Genomic DNA, 17877 nt, shown 5'->3' with positions numbered 1-17877 from the left:
CAAGGTACGACAAGTTGGCGGTCCGCTACGAGGCGACCGTGCTGGTCGCAGCCATCAACGAATGGCTATGACCAGCACATTTGAAACGCACCCTAAGACTCCGGCCTCGCGGCTGTCGGCCTCCACACGCCGACCCGGCCGACCACCGCGAGCGCCATGCGGTCGAGCGCGGGAGCACCCGCCTCAAGACACACCGCGCTGTCACCACGCGCTACGACAACCCCGCCGTCCCCTACGAGGCGACCGTGCTGCGCTCGATCGCCTCGTCGATGCCGCCGCCGGGCATGTTCCGGCGGTCGGCGTGCGCGGCCGCCACGCGCAGCGTCGGGGCGGCCTGGCCGCCGATGAGGATCGGCGGGCGGGGGCGCTGGGCGGGTGTGGGACAGCAGAACGCCCCCGTCAGGTGGTGGGGGTCCCCATGGAAGTCGAGCGGTGCGGTTTCGGTCCACAGCCTGCGGCTGATCGTGCACGTTTCGGCGAGGCTCTCCACCGCGCGGGTGCCGTCGTGGAACGGAAGGCCGTGAGCTGCGTACCCGCGTCGGGCGCGCGGCGCATCGAGCCGCGAGCCGACGCCGACACCGGACTCGATGCGACCTGTGCGGGGGCGGTCATGATTCCGAAGCCGGGTCCGCGGGCCGGTGCGAGGAGGCTGGTCACTTCGAGTCGACCTTCCCCAGCGGCTCGCCGACCTCGGCCAGCGACAGCCGGGCGGTGGGCCAGGCGTCGTCGTCGAGGCCGAGCGCGGTGCGCAGGTACGCGAGGGTCGCCTGCCGGACGACCGCGACGCGCTCGGGGCTTTCGTCGGTGGTCCGCGTGTCGTGGAACCCCTGAATGCCGCCGAGTCCGTGTTCCGCGCCGAACAGGGTCAGCAGATCGGTGACACCCGGGCCCAGACGGTAGCCGTCGGTGAACCAGTCCGGACCCCGTACCGTCAGCGGGGACTGGTCCGCGTCGCCCGCGACCACGAGGCTCGGAGTCTTCAGCTCGGCGAAATCGGGGCTCATGAAAGGGAAGTACTGGACGGCCAGCGGGCTGAGGTCGGCGCCGCCGGTACCGGGCAGGCACAGCAGCACCGCCGCCCTCACCCGGGAATCGGCCATGCTCTCACCGGCCGTGCCGTCCGCGTCGACCACCCGTGCGCCCGCAAGGGTGCTGGCGGTCTGTGCGCCCCAGGAGTGTCCGGCGACCGCGATGCGGCCGTGGTCGATACGGCCGGCCAGCCCGGGCACAGCGGCTGCGACGGCCTCGAGCTGGTCCAGGACGCCGGTCAGATCGTCGGTGCGGATGCGCCAGATGAGCGGGTTACGGGGGTCGTCGGGGGGCAGACCCAGCGAGTCGAGGTGAGTCGGCTGGATGACGACGAACCCATGGGCGGCCCAGAAGTCGACCAGCGGTGCGTAGTCGTCCATGCCCAGGGTCATGCCGTGCGAGAAGACCACGACGGGCAGGCGGTGACCGGTTGCCGGCGCGGTGACCCGTACCCGCAGATCCGCGCCACGGCCCGGGGCGGACAGCGTGACGGGCCGGACGGAGACGACGGGGACGGTGGAAGCGCTGCCGCCGGCAGGTGCGGTGCTGGTCATGGAATGGCCCCTTTCGAGGGACGTCGAGTGGCTCGAAGCGCGCGACATCTGCCAAGATGACAATACGGAGCGCCGCTCCGATTCAGAGCGTACGGAGCGTTGCTCCGTTTTACAAGCGAAGGCCCTCCCCGATGCCCACACCCCCGGTCGACCCGCCCTCCGCCGGCCGCAACCGAGCCGACGTCCGCCGCAACGAGCAGACACTGCTGGACGCCGCAGCGGCCGTGTTCGTACGCGCCGGCGTCCACGCCCCCGTGCGGCAGATCGCCGCCGAGTCAGGGCTCGGCATGGGCACCATCTACCGCCACTTCCCCACCCGGGCGGATCTGGTGGTCGCCGTCTTCAAACACCAGGTCGACACCCTCGCCACCACACCCACGGACCCCGCCACCGCCCCGCCCTACCAGGCCCTGCGCACCTGGGTGCACCGGTTCGCCGACTTCCTGGTCACCAAGCACGGGCTCGCCGAAGCCATGCACTCCGACCAGGCCGGATTCGAGAACCTGCACAACGAGTTCGTCGAACGCCTCTTGCCCGTACTCGACCGGCTGCTGACGGCATCCGCCGCCGCGGGCTCCACACGCTCCGACGTCCGCGCGTACGACCTCATGCTCGCCGTCGGCAACCTGTGCATCGGAGTCGAGACGTTCCCCGACTACCACGCCCGCCAGATGATCGACCTACTGCTCACCGGTCTCACCCGCACCGACCCGACCACGCAGGAACACGAAGAGCACTGAGCAGACCCGCACCGTTCGCGCGGGGCGAGGTCGCCTGACTGACAACTCGTCGAAGCTGTCGTGGAAGAGCGTCCGGCGGAAAATCGCGCGGGAGGAGATCTCCCTGACAGCCGGTGCGGCCCTGATGGCCGCCGACCGAGGGATGCGCGGCCTTCCACGCGGCGATCACCGCCGCCGAGCTGTCCCAGCGCGTCCCCGAGCCCGGCACCGACGACGAGATCGGCCACCTGGCCCGCACCATGAACGACATGCTGGCCCGACATCGCCTCACGGGCCGCCCGGGGGACCGAACGCCTCGAGGCGCTGATCTCCCAACTCCTCGCCCTGGCCCGAGCCGACGCCGGAAAGCCGGCCGCGCGCCGGCACACCGTCGACCTGTCCGCGTTGCTCGCCGATATCCGGGCGACGACCACGGCGCCGCACCTGGAGATCGAGCTCGCGGACGCATGCGGATCCAGGACGGAAAGCCCCAGAGCGTGTTCGAGCAGCTCGGGCCCGTACTGCAACTTCCACCGTGGCCATGTCGTCAGCCGCGGGGTCAGCGCCACGCTGTTCGCCACGAGACTCCGGATGCCGTCGACGGCGCCGCCGGCCAGGCTCATGGAGAATGCCACCGATCCGAGGCAGTGCGCGATGACGTGCACGGGCCGCAGCCCGGTATGACGCCGCAGTTCCGCCAGCGCGGCCGGGTAGTCGAACCGGGCGAGGTCGTCCAGGCTGTGAGGGCCTGGCTCCGTGTTGTAGGGGAAGCGATTGCTCATCCGGGAGTCGAGCGCCCAGACGTCGCTGAACCCGTGATCGAGCAGATAACTCGTCAGGTTCCGGTGCTCCGGCATGATGAAGATGTCACTTGCGGAGGTCAAGCCGTGCACCAGCAGCACCGGATCGGCGCACTGGGCACGGCGGAAACGGGTGAGGCTCAGACTCAAGCCGTCCTCGGTGGTGAACGGATGATGCGATGTCTCCGCACCCGACACGCCCACGAGCGAAAAACGCGGGATGCTCTGCTGCGCCATGCGCCCCCTCTGTGCCTTCCGCTTTGACGAGCCGCGAGCGGGTTCGTCGGCCGAGGAACAGCCTGGCAGGGAACGACGCGCGGCTGGATCGACGTGCGCCGACACGCGGAGGTGCCGCCGCCCTCCTCACCGTCAGACGTACTCGCAGTACACCGGGCTGCCGTTCGTCTCCACCGGCACGCCGGGGACGGGCCCGTCGTTGGAACCGCCGCTGACGTACACGGCACTCACCCAGCCGAGCCACCCCTGCGGGGAGACGATCTCCACCCAGTAGTGGTTGTGGTAGGCCCCGTCGGAGACGTTGTCGCCCCAGCGCTGGCAGTAGGCCTGCACGTTGACGTTGGTCAGCAGCTCCGAGGTGGCCAGGTCGCACGTCGTGCTCGCGCACTGGCGCACGTGCACCTGGCCGGCCCAGATGTGGACCGTCGACGTGGCCGGAGCGGCCTGGGCAGGGGCGGCCGTCAGGCCGAACAGGGCGGTGATCCCGAGCAGGGTGGCGAGCAGGACCCGTACGGAGAACGAGCGATTCAAGGTGTGCGAAGACACAGGTGGTGTCCCTTCCTTCTGAGGGTCTTGGAGCGGTCGGCGCCGACCGCGTCACTCAGGGGACGGGCTGTCCCGGACCGTCGTATGAGCGTCCGAGACATTGCGGCCGTCGTCGTCCGTCGCACAGACCGGAACCGACTCGTCACTCCTGTCAGGGGGGCACGTGGATGACCACGCCGATGTCGGTGTCGACGTCGTAGGCGGCTTCCGCGTGGTCGGGGGCGGGGTACGCGCGGGCACGGTGGTGCACTGCGGGGCAGGTGCGAGTGCGCGCACGGAACACACCGCGACGGGGACCAGACCTAGCGTGACGGCTCGGCGGTCGCGGTCCGCCTCTGATTCGACGGCGAACACGGACCCGACAGCGCACTTCCCATCCCGGAGGGGGTCCCGCAAGCGTGTCCTCGATGCCGGTCGGCGGTCTGGTTCCTCAGGCCGTCGACGATCCCGCAGAACTCGTCGTCCGCAACGCGAAAATCCACACCGGAGACCCGAACCGCCCACATGCGGGGGCGATCGCCGTCCGGGACGGTGTGGTCACGGTCGTGGGCGACGACAAGGACATCGCCCCCCACGTCGGTTCGGCCACCAAAGTCGTGGACGCGCTCGGGCGGCGGGTGATCCCGGGGCTCAACGACGCCCATCTGCACGTGATTCGCGGTGGGCTCAACTACGTGCTGGAGCTGCGCTGGGACGGCGTGCCCACGCTGCGGCAGGGCCTCGCGATGCTGCGCGAGCAGGCCGCGCGTACCCCGAAGGGCCAGTGGGTGCGGGTGGTGGGCGGCTGGTCGGCCGAGCAGTTCGCCGAGCGGCGATTGCCGACCGTCGCCGAGCTGAACGCGGCCGCTCCGGACACGCCGGTGTTCGTCCTGCACCTGTACCAGTCGGCCGTCCTCAACCGGGCGGCGCTGCGAGCCGCCGGATTCCACAAGGACACCCCCGACCCCAGGGGCGGCCAGATCGTGCGCGGCCGGGACGGGGAACCGACGGGCATGCTGCTGGCCGCGCCCAGCGCCCTCATCCTCTACTCGACGCTGGCCAAGGCACCGGTGCTGGACGAGGAGCACCGGAAGTCCTCGACCCGGCATTTCCTGCGCGAGCTGAACCGGTTCGGGCTGACGTCGGCGATCGACGCGGCCGGCGGCTTCCAGAACTTCCCCGAGAACTACGGCACCGTCATCGAGCTGGCCGAGGCCGGTGAACTGTCGCTGCGTATCGCCTACCACCTCTTCCCGCAGACCGCGGGCCAGGAGGTGGCCGACCTCACCCGCTGGATCGAGATGGCGGACTACGGGGACGGCGACGAGTGGCTGCGCCTCAACGGCGCGGGCGAGAACCTCACCTGGGCCGCGGCCGACTTCGAGAACTTCAGCCAGCCGCGTCCCGAACACGGCGACTACGAGCGGGAGTTCGAGAAGGCGGTGCGTCTTCTCATGGAGAACGGCTGGGGGTTCCGGCTGCACGCCACGTACGACGAGACCATCCGCCGGGATCTCGCGGTCTTCGAGAAGCTGGCCGCCGAGGGCCTCTTCCCGGCCGGAAACCGGTGGCTGTTCGACCACGCGGAGACCGTGTCGGCGGCCAGCCTCGACCGCGTGGCCGCGCTCGGCGGTGCCATGTCCGTGCAGAACCGGCTGTCCTTCCAGGGCGAGGCCTTCCTGCGCCGCTACGGGCCCGGTGCCGCCGCCGACGCCCCGCCGATCCGGGAGATGCTGGACCGCGGACTGACCGTGGCCGCCGGCACCGACGCCACCCGGGTCTCCACGTACAACCCGTGGGTCGCCCTGCACTGGCTGACCAGCGGCCGCAACGCCGGTGACCTCGTGCTCCGCCCCCGGTCCAACCGCGTCGACCGGCAGACCGCCCTGCGCATGTTCACCCGGGCCGGCGCCCAACTGACGGGTGAGGAGGGGCTCAAGGGCATCCTGCGCCCGGGCTTCTTCGCGGACCTCGCGATCCTCTCCGACGACTACTTCACCGTGCCCGAGCCGGAGATCGCCCACATCGAGTCGCTGCTGACGGTCACCGGCGGCCGGATCGTCTACGCAGCCGGCGAGTACGAGGGCCTCGACGAGGAGCTGCCGGCCATCACCCCCGACTGGAGCCCGGTGGCGCACTTCGGCGGCTACCAGGCGACCCCGCGCGTTCTGGCGGGCGTGCGCCAGGCGGAGGCGCTGGGCGAGGCCGTCGCCGAGTCCGAACTGCACCGGGCGTGGCGGGTCCGACGCGGCCTGGTCCCGGACGGCGTCGCCACGCCGTCCGACCCCTGCTTCCTCTGAGACTCCCGGAAGGAGGACGGCACTTGACCCCCTCCTTCCGGGTCACCATCCACCCTTGTTCGCTGAGAAAGGCTCTTCGTCATGGTCGACATCGCCCAGGTGACCGCTGGCCCCAGCCCCGACCTCCTCACCCCCGACAACTGCGCCGTGCTGTTCGTGGACCACCAGCCGCAGATGTTCTTCGGCACCGGCAGCGGCGACCGCACCGCGATCATCAACTCCACCCTGGGTCTGGCCAAGGCCGCCAAGGCGTTCGGCGTGCCGGTCGTGCTGAGCACCGTGGCCGCCGAGTCCTTCTCGGGCCCGATCTTGCCGCAGCTCGCGGACGTCTTCCCCGGCCAGGAGATCATCGACCGCACCTCGATGAACGCCTGGGAGGACGCGGCATTCGTGGAGGCCGTCAAGGCGACCGGCCGGAAGAAGCTCGTCATAGCCGGTCTGTGGACCGAGGTGTGCGTGGTCCTGCCGGTCCTCTCCGCCATCGCCCAGGGCTACGAGGTCTACGTGGTCGCCGACGCGTCCGGCGGTGTCACGCCGCAGGCTCACGAGCACGCCGTGCAGCGCATGGTCCAGGGCGGCGCCGTGCCGGTCACCTGGGTCCAGGTGCTCCTGGAGCTCCAGCGCGACTGGGCCCGCACGGAGACGTACGAGGCGGTCACGAACGTGGTCAAGGAGAACGGCGGCACGTACGGCCTCGGCCTGGTCTACGCGCAGACCATCATCGGCGCCCACGCGGCCGGCTGAGCAGACGTCACGTCCCGGGCCGGGGACAGACAGGAAGAAAAGGAAGGACAAGAAGCAATGGACGCGGGACTGCTGGTCCTCCGGCTGCCGGCGGGACTCCTCCTCGCCGGCCATGGAGTGCAGAAGGTGAGCTTCCACCTCGGGGGCAAGGGCTTGGTGGGGGGAACGGAGGAGTTCCGGCACGACGGTTTCCGCGGGGGCCCGCTGACCGCGGTCGTCGCAGGCGGCAGTCAGATCGGCGCCGGTCTGTTCCTGGCCGCCGGGCTGCTCACGCCGCTGGCCGCGATGGCGGCGATGGGTGTGATGACGGTCGCGGGAACGGTCAAGTGGCCCAAGGGCCTGTGGGTTCAGAACGACGGGTACGAGTATCCGCTGGTCCTCGTCGTCATCTCGGTGGCCCTGGCCCTCACCGGGCCCGGCCGGTGGTCCGTCGACCACGCGCTGGGCCTCACCCCGTGGCCGTTGTGGCTCGTCCTCGCAACGATCGTGCTCGGCCCGGCGAGCGGGCTGCTCACCCGCGTGGTACTGCACCGCACCCCCAGCGCATCGGAAGGAGAGCACCGTGCGCGCACTGCTGACTGACGCGCTCCACACCCTGGTACCGCCCAAGGACGACCGCCACGGCCCGCTGCCTCCCCTGCTGCTGACGCTGACATTGGTCACCGGGCTGGTCGACGCGGTGAGTTATCTGTCCCTCGGGCATGTCTTCGTAGCCAACATGACCGGCAACGTGGTGTTCCTCGGCTTCGCGCTGGCGGGCGCCCCGAACCTGTCCGCGCTCGCCTCCGTCGTCGCCCTGGCCGCGTTCCTCGGCGGGGCACTGGCCGGGGGGCGGCTCGGCACCCGGTTCGCCACGCACCGCGGGAATCTGCTGAAGACGGCGACGGCCGTGAAGACCGTGCTGGTCGCCGTCACGGTGGCCGTGACCGCGGTCACCGACGGCCGGGTCGGCACGGGAGTGCAGTACACGCTGATCGTGTTCCTCGGGCTCGCCATGGGCCTGCAGAACGCGGTCGCCCGGCGTCTCGGCGTCCCCGACATGACCACGACCGTGCTGACGCTGACCCTGACGGGCCTGGCCGCGGACTCCGGTCCGGCGGGCGGTGCCGCGCCCCGGCCCGGCCGCCGGATCCTGTCCGTCCTGGCCATGCTGCTCGGCGCGTTCGCCGGGACCGAGCTGCTGCTCCACGGCCATCTGGTGGCCACGCTGGGCCTGGCCCTGCTGCTCCTGCTCGTCACCTCCCTGGCGACACACCGACTGGCCGACGGCGCCCCCGCCTGGACCCGTTCGGGAGCGGCATGAGCGACGCCGCCACCGACTCCCCGTGGGCACCGCTCGCGGCACGTGTCTTCCGGGCACTGTGGATCGCCCAGCTGGTCTCCAACGTCGGCAGCTGGATGCAGACCGTGGGCGCCCAGTGGCTGCTCGTCGGGGACAGTGCCGCACTGGTGACGCTGGTGCAGACCGCGTCCAGCCTGCCCGTCGTCCTCCTCGCGTTGCCCTCCGGGGTGGTCGCCGACCGGTTCGACCGGCGTGCGGTGCTGGTGACCGCCCAGTTCGCGATGCTCGCGGTGTCCGGGGCGCTGGCCGTGCTGGCGTTCCTGGACGCCCTGTCGCCGACGGCCCTGTTGCTCCTGACCTTCCTGCTGGGCTGCGGGACCGCGCTGATGGGCCCGGCCTGGCAGGCGATCCAGCCGGAGCTGGTGGAACGGGAGCGGCTCGGTCAGGCGGCGGCGCTGGGCGCGGTGAACATGAACCTGGCCCGTGCCGTCGGTCCGGCACTCGGCGGCGCGGTGGTCGCGGCGGCGGGCGCCGGCTGGGTCTTCGCCTTCAACGCGGTGTCCTACCTGGGCATCGCGGCCGTGCTGCTGCTGTGGCGGCGCCCCGCCGCGGCGGCCGCCCCACCCGCCGGGACCGAAGGCCTGCTGGCCGCGCTGTACGCCGGCCGCCGCTACGTCTGGAACGCGCCCGGCGTCCGCCGGATCCTGCTGCGCACGCTCCTGTTCATCCCCGGCGGCGCCGCCCTGTGGGCCCTGCTCCCGCTGACCGCGAGCGGCTCCCTCGGCCTCGGCTCGGGCGGCTACGGACTGCTCCTCGGAGCGGTGGGCGTCGGCGCGGTCGGCGGGGCCTTCCTCCTCCCCCGCGCCCGTCGCCTGCTGGGCGCCAACGGCATCCTCGCCGTCGGCGCCCTGGTGTTCGCCGGGGCACTCGCGGTGCTGGCGACGGTCCACGTCCCGTGGCTGGTCGCGCTCGCCCTGCTGCCCGTGGGCCTCGCGTGGATCGCCGTACTCTCCACGCTCAACGCGGCCGTGCAGACCCGGCTCCCCGGCTGGGTCAGAGCCCGCGGACTGGCCGTCTATCTGCTGGTCTTCCAGGGTGGTCAGGCGCTGGCCGCACCCCTGTGGGGTGCGGTGGCCGACTGGCTCGGGCTGAGCGCCTGTCTGCTGATCGCCGGCGGCGTGATGCTGCTGAGCGCGGCCAGCGTACGACGGTGGCCGCTGCGGGACGCCGAGGGCATCAACCCCACACCGTCGGACCACTGGCCCGCGCCTCCCCTGGTGTTCGAACCCGGGGAGGCCGACGGCCCGGTCCTGGTCTCCGTCGTCTACCGCGTCCCGGCGCACCATCAGGTCGAGTTCACGGACCGCATGCACCGGGTGGCCCGCTCCCGGCGCCGTACCGGAGCCCTGTCCTGGGGCCTCTACCAGGACGGCCACGACCCGGAGCGGTTCGTCGAGAACTACCTGGTGTCCTCCTGGGCGGAGCACCAGGCCCAGCACCACGTGCGGCTGACGGCCACCGACCGCCGGTTCGAGGAGGAGGCCCGCGCACTGCTCACCCCGGGCACCGCGCCCGAGGTGACGCACGCCTTCGACACCTCAGGCGGACCGGCGGTACGGCCCTGAGCCTCCAGGTCCGACTCTCAAGGGCGGGGAATGTTCCGGAGGTTGGCCCGCGCAAGGTGGAGCATGCGGCCGACTCCGCCGCTCAGCACCGTCCGGCTCGCGGAGAGCGCGAACCCGCTGACCTGCTCGGCGGTGATCTTCGGCGGGACGGCCAGGGCGGCGGGGTCGGTGACGACGTCTACCAGCGCGGGCCCGTCATGGGCGAAGGCCTCGCGCAGCGCGCCGCGCAGGTCGGCGGGCTTCTCCACCCGGATACCCCGTGCTCCGGCCGCCGTGGCGATGGCCGCGTAGTCGGTGTGCGGGTAGCTCGTGGCGTGCGGGGGCAGGCCGTCGACCATCATCTCCAGGTCGACCATGCCGAGGGAGGAGTTGTTGAAGACGACGACCTTGACCGGCAGGCCGTACTGCACGAGAGTGAGGAAGTCGCCCATGAGCATGGAGAATCCGCCGTCGCCGGAGAGCGAGACGACCTGCCGGCCGCGGTCCAGGAACTGGGCGCCGATCGCCTGCGGCAGCGCGTTGGCCATCGAGCCGTGCACGAACGAGCCGAGGATGCGGCGGCGGCCGTTCGGCGTCAGATAACGCGCCGCCCACACACAGCACATGCCGGTGTCCACGGTGAACACAGCGTCGTCCGCGGCCTCTTCGTCCAGTACCGCGGCCACGTATTCGGGGTGGATCGGGGTCTGGTTCTCGACATGGCGCGTGTAGGCGTTCACGGCGCCTTCGAGGGCGTGCGTGTGCCGCTCCAGCATGCGGTCGAGGAACCGGCGCGACCGCTTCTCCCGCACGGCGGGCGTCAGGCATCGCAGGGTCTCGCCCACGTCGCCCCACACGGCGAGGTCGAGCTGGGTGCGTCGGCCGAGCCGCTCGGGCTGGACGTCGACCTGGACGGTGCGCACATGGCGGGGCAGGAACTCGGTGTACGGGAAGTCCGTGCCGAGGAGCAGCAGCAGGTCGGCCTCGTGCATGGCCTCGTACGCGGCGCCGTAGCCGAGCAGTCCGCTCATGCCGACGTCGTACGGGTTGTCGTACTGGATGTGCTCCTTGCCGCGCAGCGCGTGCCCGACCGGTGCCTTGACCTTCTCGGCGAAGGCCATCACCTCGGCGTGGGCGCCGGCGACACCCCGGCCGCAGAACACCATCACGCGCTCGGCGGCGTCCACGAGCTCGGTGAGGCGGGCGAGTTCCCGCTCGCCCGGGCGGATGGCGGGCAGGTCCAGAGGCAGGGTGAGTTCGGGGGCCGCGTCCGGGGTGGCCTCGGCGGCGGTGTCGCCGGAGAGGGCCACGACCGAGACACCGCGGCGGCCGACGGCGTGCTGGATCGCCGTCTGCACCACGCGCGGCATCTGGTGCGGCGAGGAGATCAGCTCCGAGTAGTGGCTGCACTCGGCGAACAGACGGTCGGGGTGGGTCTCCTGGAAGTAGCCGGTGCCGATCTGCCCGCTGGGTATCTGAGCGGCCAGCGCCAGCACCGGCGCCATGGAGCGGTGGGCGTCGTACAGGCCGTTGATCAAGTGCAGGTTTCCCGGGCCGCAGGAGCCGGCGCAGGCGGCGAGGCGGCCGGTGAGCTGGGCCTCCGCGCCGGCCGCGAACGCCGCGGCCTCCTCGTGGCGGACCTGGACCCACTCCACGGCGTCATGCCGTCTGACCGCGTCGACGACCGGGTTCAGGCTGTCCCCGACCACTCCGTACATACGGCGCACGCCGGCGCGTGCCATCAGGTCGACGTACTGCTCCGCGATGGTCTGCCTGGCCATGCCACTCCTTCGCCTCCGGCGGCACGGCGGGGCCGCCGCGCCGCCGGTCACGGTAGTGGCCCCGGGCGAAACGGAGTTGACCATCAGTGCATGGGATCGCTTCCGGCAGCGCATTGCGGGCTCAGTCCAGTTCGGTGCGCAGCCACCGCAGGACGTCGGGGGTCACCGGGTCGGCCAGGTCGGCGAACCCCTCATGTCTCTGCAGGAACTTGGCCACGTACCGGCACACGGGCACGACGCGCTTGCCTGCGGCGCGGGCGTGGGTGAGCGCCTCCCGGACCAGCCGGCCGGCCAGGCCCTGGCCGGCGAAGGCCTCGTCGACCTCGGTGTGGTAGAAGACGCGCTGGTCACCGCGGTCAAGGTAGGCGGTCAGGCCGACGCGTTCGCCGCCGACCAGGATCTCGTAGCGGCTGAGGGCCTCGTTGTGCACGACGACAGGGGTGGTGGTCAGACGGTTCATCGGATTCCCTTTCATGGGTGGGGTGGGGTGGGGTGGGGTAGGCGACGGTGATCGGAGACATGGTGAGTGCCGGAGCGTTCGTGATGCGGAGAGCAACGCCTCCTGCGCCCTGGTCGGCTTCTTCGGGGCCGCCCTGGCGGCGCCGGCGCTGCCGTACTGGCTGACCGGACACCGGACCGGCGCGGAGCGGTCAGCGTAGAGCCGCCAGGGCCGCTTCGACCGCACGGTGGAAGGTCGGGCAGGTGTGGATCATGTGCTGCAGCCGCTCCACAGGAACCTCTGCGTGGACGGCGACGAAGTCCGGGGCCACCTCGGCCTGCCCGGCCAGGGCGGCTACGCGCCGGGCCTCGGCGAGGACATTCCCGGCCCGGACCATCATCTTGCTGGGCACACACCCCCAGTACGGGCACTCGCCCCCGACCAGCTCCGCCTCGACGCCGACCACGTCGAGCCCCGCCTCGGCGAGGGTGCCCGCCAGGTACTCCCCACCCGGCCCCAGGCCGACGACGACCACGTCCACCTGCTCGTTCATGTCTGCCTCAGTCCGTACGGCTACGGCCACCGACGGTAGAGCGGTACGGCGGACGGCCCGTGTCCGTGCGTGCACGGCGGTCGGCCCCAGAGCGAACCGGGTGCGCTCAGGGGTACCGGACCGGGCGCTCCCGGACAACGCCTCCCCCGTCTCCGCGCCTAACGTCACTCGCGCAGACAACCGCATCGCACATCCGCCAGGAGGCGCACCATGACCACCAGCTCCGACCCCGGGAAGGCCTTGCAGCACAGTCAGCCGTGGCTGCACCAGAAGGGCGAAATCATCCAGGAGTTCGGGACCGTCAAGCAGTTCCCCCTCGGCCTCTCGTACGAGGCGCGCATGTACTCCTGCCAGCGTCTGAACCGGGTCCTGGCGGACACGCAGATCCTGTACGGCCTCTACAAGAAGCACCACTGGCTGCTGCGCGGCGCGACCTTCTACCAGCTGCACCTGCTGCTGGACAAGCACGCGGACGACCAGCTGGCCCTCGTGGACACGATCGCCGAGCGGGTCCAGACCCTGGGCGGGGTCGCGGTGGGCGACCCACGGCACGTCGCCGAGATCACGTCGATCCCGCGTCCGCCGGACGGCGCCGAGGAGGTCCCGGCAATGCTCTCACGGCTCCTGGAGGCCCACGAGACGATCCTGGTGGACGCCCACGACGCGGCCGCCCGGGCCGCCGAGACGGGTGACGACGGCACCAACGACCTGCTGGTCTCGCAGGTGATCCGCACCGGGGAGCTGCAGGCCTGGTTCCTGGCGGAGCACCTGGTCGACACTCCCCTGGTCCGCGCCTGAGAGAACCCGGCAGAAGCGGACGCCCTCCTGGGACGCGACGGAGAGCGCAGCCGTACCGAGGCGGGCGCCGTGCCACCGGGAGCAGATCGCCAAGGGAAGTGACGCCCATCCCCGAGATTCCCGAGAGAGTCGCCCCATGGGCAACAGGGGCACCTGTGCCCACGAACCCCACGCTTCAGGTCAGCGCGGCAGGGCCACCACGGCGCGCGTTCCGCCGCCGTCGGTCTCGGTGAGCGTGATCGTGCCGCCGTGGGCCGTGGCGATCTCCCGGGCGATGGGCAGCCCGAGCCCGGTGGAGCGGGTGCCGTGTCCCCGGTCGGCGTCGAGGCGGACGAAGCGGTCGAAGACCCGCTCGCGTTCCTCGACCGGGATTCCCGGTCCGTCATCGCCGATCTCGACCCGTAGGCCGCCCGGTTCGACCCCCGCTGTGACGGACACCCTCGTCCGCGCGTACCGGGCGGCGTTGTCGATGAGGTTGCGGAACAGCCGGGACAGGTCCTCCGGGTTGCCGGTCACCGTGGTGTGCGCCGGGACCGCGAGCTCGATCTCCAGGTGCGGCGCCGTGGTCGTCGCCCGGATATCGGCGAGCAACGCGGACAGGTCGACGGTCTGCCGGCGCGCGGCCGGCTTTCCGGCGTCGGCTCGGGCCAGGGCGAGGAGTTGGGAGATCAGCGCCTCGAGGCGTTCGGTCCCCCGGGCGGCCCGTGAGGCGATGTCGGGCCAGGGTGCGCGGTCGGGGTGGGCGAGTCCGACCTCGAGGCCGGTGCGGATGGCCGTCAGGGGGCTGCGGAGTTCGTGGCTGGCGTCGGCGACGAAGCGGCGTTGCCGTGCGGCGGAGTCGTCCAGCCGGGCCAGCATGTCGTTCATGGTGCGGGCCAGGTGGCCGATCTCGTCGTCGGTGCCGGGCTCGGGGACGCGCTGGGACAGCTCGGCGGCGGTGATGGCGGTGGCGGTGCGCCGGATCTGCTCCACCGGCCGCAGCGCGCGGCCGACCACCCACCACACGGTGCCGCACGCCACCAGGAGCGTGCCCGGCACGCCGGTGACGAGCAGCCGGGCGAAGGTCTCGTCGACCTGGTCCCGTTGGCTGGTGGCAGTCAGGGTGATGACGGTGACCGGCCGGCCGCCGACCTCGGTGTGCTCGCCGAGGACGGAGAGCTCGCCGGGGAGGACGCCGTCGGCGGCCTTCTGCCGAACCGGGGTCGTGGCATCCGCCGCAAGGGCGAACACAGCCGGCCTGCCGGCCAGATCACGTGTCGAGGCGATGACGGTCCCGTCCGGCGCGAGGACCTGGGACTGGGCCTGCGCGTCGAGCACCGACGGCGGCAGCGGCTGCGGGAACACCCCGCCGGTGGCCGACTGCTCGATCTGGACGGCGTAGGTGCGCAGTTGCCCGGCGATGGTGCGCTTGGCCTGGCCGACCTGCAACAGGTACATCACGAGGAGCCCGACGACGACGGCCACGGTGAGCGCGAGACCGGCGACGACCGTGACGCGGGTCCGCACGGTCCGGGGGCGCGCGCCGTGTGCCAGACGGCGCCAGGCGCGCGCGAGCCCGGTCATGTCTTCTCGCCCCTGATGACGTATCCCTTGCCGCGCACGGTCTCGATGACGGTCGGCCCGCTCGGCCCCTCGATCTTGCGCCGCAGCCGGTGCACGAGGACCTCGACGATCGCCGGGTCGCCGGTGGAGTGGGCGTCCCAGCAGTGTTCCAGCAGTTCGGCCTTGGAGATGACGGAGCCCTTGCGCCGCAGCAGGTACTCCAGCACGGCGACCTCCCGCCCGGTCACCTCCAGGGGCGCACCGTCCCGGGTGACGGTGCGTCCGGCGGGGTCCAGTGCCAGGCCGGCGGCGACGAGCACCGCCGGCCTGGCTCCGAGGGTGCGTCGGGTCAGGGAGCGCAGGTGTGCGAGGAGGACCGGGTAGGAGAACGGCTTGGAGAGGTAGTCGTCCGCACCGGAGTCCAGCCCCTCGGCGTGGTCGAGGTCGTCGTCCATGGCGGTGAGCATCAGGATCGGCGTCCAGCGCTCGCGCTCCCGCAGGCGCTTGGCCACCTGGTACCCGTCCAGGCCGGGCAGCATGACGTCCAGGACGATGACGTCGTAGGCGTTCTCCGTCGCCATCCACAGCCCGTCCGTGCCGTCGTCCGTCGCGTCGACGACGTATCCCTCGGCCCGCAGGCCCCAGGCCAGGGCCTCGGCGACGTCCGGCTCGTCCTCGACCACCAGCACCCGCACGGCCTATGCCTCCCCGATCCGCTGCGGAACCGGCTCCGGGCGGGCCTCGTCGGCCGGCCGCGTCACCGGGAGCCGGAGCAGCCGCGCGGCCCGGTCCGGCAGCCACCAGTTCCAGTCGCCGAACAGCGAGACCAGTGCGGGCAGCAGCAGCATCCGGACCACCATAGCGTCCAGCACCACCCCGAACGCCAGGCCCATGGCGATCTCGCGCACGGTGACGTCGTTCGCCGTGGCCAGCGAGGCGAGCGCGAAGAACAGGATCGACGCGGCGGAGGTCACCAGGCGGCCGGTGCGCGACACACCCTCGATGATGCCCTCCCGGGTGGATCCGGTGCGGTCGTATCCCTCGCGGACCCTGGCCAGGATGAACACCTCGTAGTCCATGGACACGCCGAACAGGAACCCGAAGATCAGCACCGGGGCAAGGGCGTCGATCGCGCCGTAGGTGGACGCGCCCCACAGCGCCTTCATGCCGATGCCGTGCTGGAAGACGATCACCAGCAGGCCGTAGGAGGCCGCCACGGACAGCATGTTGAGCAGCACGGCCTTGGCGGGCAGCAGGACGGACCGCATCCCGCGGGTCAGCAGCAGGAAGGTGACCACCGCGACCACTGCGAACAGCAGGGGGAACGAGCCGTAGGTGGCGTTGGTCTCGTCGATCTTCTGTGCGCCCTCGCCACCGGCCAGCACACCCGGTGGGACGCTGCGGCGGATGTCGGCCGGCGAGGTGCCGCCGTCGGTGCTGCCGACCTCGCGGTACGGGATCGCGATGACCATCGCGCTGCCCCCGGTGTGCCAGGCCGGTCCTGCCGGGGCTGCGGCGCCGCGCAGGCTGGAAAGGGTGTCCAGGGCGTTGACGGTGTTCCCCGCGTCGACGGCGTCCGGGACGTACACCGGCACCGCGGTCAGCGTCCCGGACGGGAATCCGTCGGTTTCCAGGGCGCGCAGGCCGTCGGTGTAGGCGCCGGCGGTGGCCAGTGCGTGGCTGCTCGGGGTGTTGATGTCGATGGTCGCGGCGGTGGCGGTCAGCGCGGCCAGGATGCTCAGGCCCGCGATCGCCGAAGCCACCCGGTGCTTGATCACGAACGTCGACCAGCCGGTCCAGAACCGGCTGTCCGCCTGCCGTCGCGACGCCCGCCGCGGCCAGTCCACCCGCGGCCCGATCTTGGACAGCGCCGCGGGGAGCAGCGTCAGCGCGACCAGGGTCGCGGTGGAGGGGATGAACAGCCCCGACACACCGATGCCCCGGACCATCGAGTTGGGGATGACGGTCAGCGCGAACAGACCGAGCGAGGCGACCATGCCGCTGAACCAGACGCTGTGCCCGGCCCTCCGCACGGCCGCGCGCACCGCTTCGTCGTTGCTCCCGCCGGCCGCGCGCTCCTCGCGCCAGCGGGTGACCACCAGCAGCGAGTAGTCGATCGACAGGCCCAGGCCCAGCAGCGCCACGATGTACTGCACGGCCGGGTGGATCGGCGATGACGACGGCATCAGGAACGTCAGCCCGTAGACGAGCAGTTGCATCGTCAGCACCGAGATCAGAGCCATGACCAGCGGCAACAGCGCCAGCAGCGAACCGAAGACCCAGGCCAGGACCACCAGCGCGCCGATCGCTCCGATGATCAGCTCACCGGTGACGCTGGAGTTGCCGGCACCGGTGGTGTTGCCGGCCTCCAGGGCCCGCAGACTGGTGCCGTGCACGGTCAGACCTGGCGCCGCGGCCGTGGCAGCCCTGGTGAGGGCGTCGACCTGATCGGTGGCCATGTCGTCACCGGGCTTCGGCGGATAGGCCAGGACGATCGTGCTCGTCCCACCGTTCCCGACCAGCGTCCGGCTGCCGGTCGAGGCGTAGGAGACCAGGCGCAGGCCCGACGACGCCGTGGCGATGCCCCTGTCCACCGCCCGCAGTTTCGCCCGCGCCTGCGGCGAATTGACGGTCTGTCCGGTCGGGAGGTCCAGGACCACGACAGCGGGGTCCTGGGTCGCGCCTCCGTAGCTCCGGGCGATCTGCACGTTGGCGGTGTAGCCGGGGCCGGTGACATGGGTGCCTGGTTGCAGCCGGCCCGAGAGCGACGGCGCCACCAGCACGCCCACCACCGTGATCACCAGCCAACTGAGACCCACCAGCAGCCGATGGTGGATCACCCATCCGCTCAGCTTCTCCACGATTCCCTCCCAGTGACCGGCAGCGGCGGCAGCCGCTGCTCACCTCACTGACGGAAGGTAGGGAGAGCTTCCTTACCGGACGCTTTCAGCGCCCGGCCCGGACCGGCAC

General features: G+C 71.5%; 16 protein-coding genes and 2 pseudogenes. 8 read left to right on the top strand and 10 right to left on the bottom strand.

The window, feature by feature from the left end; all coding sequences use genetic code 11:
• Positions 1-232 precede the first annotated feature (232 nt).
• A complete protein-coding gene (locus tag AB0958_RS32825) occupies positions 233-589 on the bottom strand; it encodes an LLM class flavin-dependent oxidoreductase (RefSeq protein ID WP_366894116.1) in 357 nt (118 codons plus the stop codon).
• Between the two features lie 64 nt (positions 590-653).
• Complete coding sequence (locus AB0958_RS32820; protein WP_366894114.1) at positions 654-1583, bottom strand: chlorophyllase; 930 nt, start codon at positions 1581-1583, stop codon at positions 654-656.
• 131 nt (positions 1584-1714) lie between these two features.
• On the opposite strand from AB0958_RS32820, the gene AB0958_RS32815 reads away from it, so the two are divergent.
• Entirely contained in the window at positions 1715-2323 is a 609-nt protein-coding gene (locus AB0958_RS32815; RefSeq protein ID WP_366894113.1) for a TetR/AcrR family transcriptional regulator, read from the top strand.
• A gap of 164 nt (positions 2324-2487) precedes the next feature.
• Positions 2488-2538, top strand: a pseudogene (locus AB0958_RS32810) (hypothetical protein); the annotation flags it as partial.
• Positions 2539-2841: 303 nt separating this feature from the next.
• On the opposite strand, the pseudogene AB0958_RS32805 reads toward AB0958_RS32810, so the two are convergent.
• Positions 2842-3339: pseudogene (locus tag AB0958_RS32805) on the bottom strand (alpha/beta fold hydrolase); the annotation flags it as partial.
• 132 nt (positions 3340-3471) lie between these two features.
• Positions 3472-3885: a hypothetical protein gene (locus tag AB0958_RS32800; RefSeq protein WP_366894112.1), complete on the bottom strand. Its 414-nt coding sequence runs from the start codon at positions 3883-3885 to the stop codon at positions 3472-3474.
• A 407-nt stretch (positions 3886-4292) separates the two neighbouring features.
• Here AB0958_RS32800 and AB0958_RS32795 point away from each other — a divergent pair, with 407 nt between their 5' ends.
• The 5 genes from AB0958_RS32795 (at position 4293) to AB0958_RS32775 (ending at position 9815) form a co-directional block, all read left to right on the top strand.
• Complete coding sequence (locus AB0958_RS32795; RefSeq protein WP_366894115.1) at positions 4293-6164, top strand: amidohydrolase; 1872 nt, start codon at positions 4293-4295, stop codon at positions 6162-6164.
• Between the two features lie 81 nt (positions 6165-6245).
• Positions 6246-6908, top strand: coding sequence for a hydrolase (locus AB0958_RS32790; protein WP_366894111.1), 663 nt, complete (start codon positions 6246-6248; stop codon positions 6906-6908).
• A gap of 57 nt (positions 6909-6965) precedes the next feature.
• A complete protein-coding gene (locus AB0958_RS32785) occupies positions 6966-7490 on the top strand; it encodes a DoxX family protein (protein ID WP_366894110.1) in 525 nt (174 codons plus the stop codon).
• On the top strand, positions 7471-8211 hold the full coding sequence (locus AB0958_RS32780; protein ID WP_366894109.1) for a YoaK family protein: 741 nt from the start codon (positions 7471-7473) through the stop codon (positions 8209-8211). The genes AB0958_RS32785 and AB0958_RS32780 overlap by 20 nt, the downstream gene beginning before the upstream one ends.
• Positions 8208-9815 carry an MFS transporter gene (locus AB0958_RS32775; protein WP_366894108.1) on the top strand — a complete coding sequence of 536 codons (1608 nt, stop codon included), beginning with the start codon at positions 8208-8210 and terminating at the stop codon, positions 9813-9815. Before AB0958_RS32780 ends, AB0958_RS32775 begins: the two co-directional genes overlap by 4 nt.
• Positions 9816-9832: 17 nt before the next feature.
• Here the strand turns inward: AB0958_RS32775 and AB0958_RS32770 are convergent, their stop codons facing one another.
• The 3 genes from AB0958_RS32770 to AB0958_RS32760 all read right to left on the bottom strand — a co-directional run bounded on the left by AB0958_RS32770 (position 9833) and on the right by AB0958_RS32760 (position 12567).
• On the bottom strand, positions 9833-11575 hold the full coding sequence (locus tag AB0958_RS32770; RefSeq protein WP_366894107.1) for a pyruvate dehydrogenase: 1743 nt from the start codon (positions 11573-11575) through the stop codon (positions 9833-9835).
• A 121-nt stretch (positions 11576-11696) separates the two neighbouring features.
• On the bottom strand, positions 11697-12035 hold the full coding sequence (locus AB0958_RS32765; RefSeq protein ID WP_366894106.1) for a GNAT family N-acetyltransferase: 339 nt from the start codon (positions 12033-12035) through the stop codon (positions 11697-11699).
• A gap of 190 nt (positions 12036-12225) precedes the next feature.
• Complete coding sequence (locus tag AB0958_RS32760) at positions 12226-12567, bottom strand: FAD-dependent oxidoreductase (RefSeq protein WP_366894105.1); 342 nt, start codon at positions 12565-12567, stop codon at positions 12226-12228.
• 210 nt (positions 12568-12777) lie between these two features.
• On the opposite strand from AB0958_RS32760, the gene AB0958_RS32755 reads away from it, so the two are divergent.
• Entirely contained in the window at positions 12778-13365 is a 588-nt protein-coding gene (locus AB0958_RS32755; RefSeq protein ID WP_366894104.1) for a DNA starvation/stationary phase protection protein, read from the top strand.
• 180 nt (positions 13366-13545) lie between these two features.
• Here the strand turns inward: AB0958_RS32755 and AB0958_RS32750 are convergent, their stop codons facing one another.
• Genes AB0958_RS32750 through AB0958_RS32740 form a run of 3 tightly spaced genes read right to left on the bottom strand, consistent with a single transcriptional unit; the run spans position 13546 to position 17768 of the window.
• Positions 13546-14928: a HAMP domain-containing sensor histidine kinase gene (locus tag AB0958_RS32750; protein ID WP_366894103.1), complete on the bottom strand. Its 1383-nt coding sequence runs from the start codon at positions 14926-14928 to the stop codon at positions 13546-13548.
• The gene (locus tag AB0958_RS32745) at positions 14925-15602 is read right to left on the bottom strand and encodes a response regulator transcription factor (protein ID WP_366894102.1); all 678 of its coding nucleotides are present in this window, start codon (positions 15600-15602) and stop codon (positions 14925-14927) included. Before AB0958_RS32745 ends, AB0958_RS32750 begins: the two co-directional genes overlap by 4 nt.
• Before the next feature lie 3 nt (positions 15603-15605).
• Entirely contained in the window at positions 15606-17768 is a 2163-nt protein-coding gene (locus AB0958_RS32740; RefSeq protein WP_366894101.1) for an MMPL family transporter, read from the bottom strand.
• Positions 17769-17877: the final 109 nt, after the last annotated feature.

It is taken from the genome of Streptomyces sp. NPDC006655, from assembly GCF_040703965.1.
Taxonomy (GTDB): Bacteria; Actinomycetota; Actinomycetes; order Streptomycetales; family Streptomycetaceae; genus Streptomyces.
Note: the sequence above shows the minus strand (reverse complement) of the source record. Positions and strands in the feature narration are given on the sequence as shown.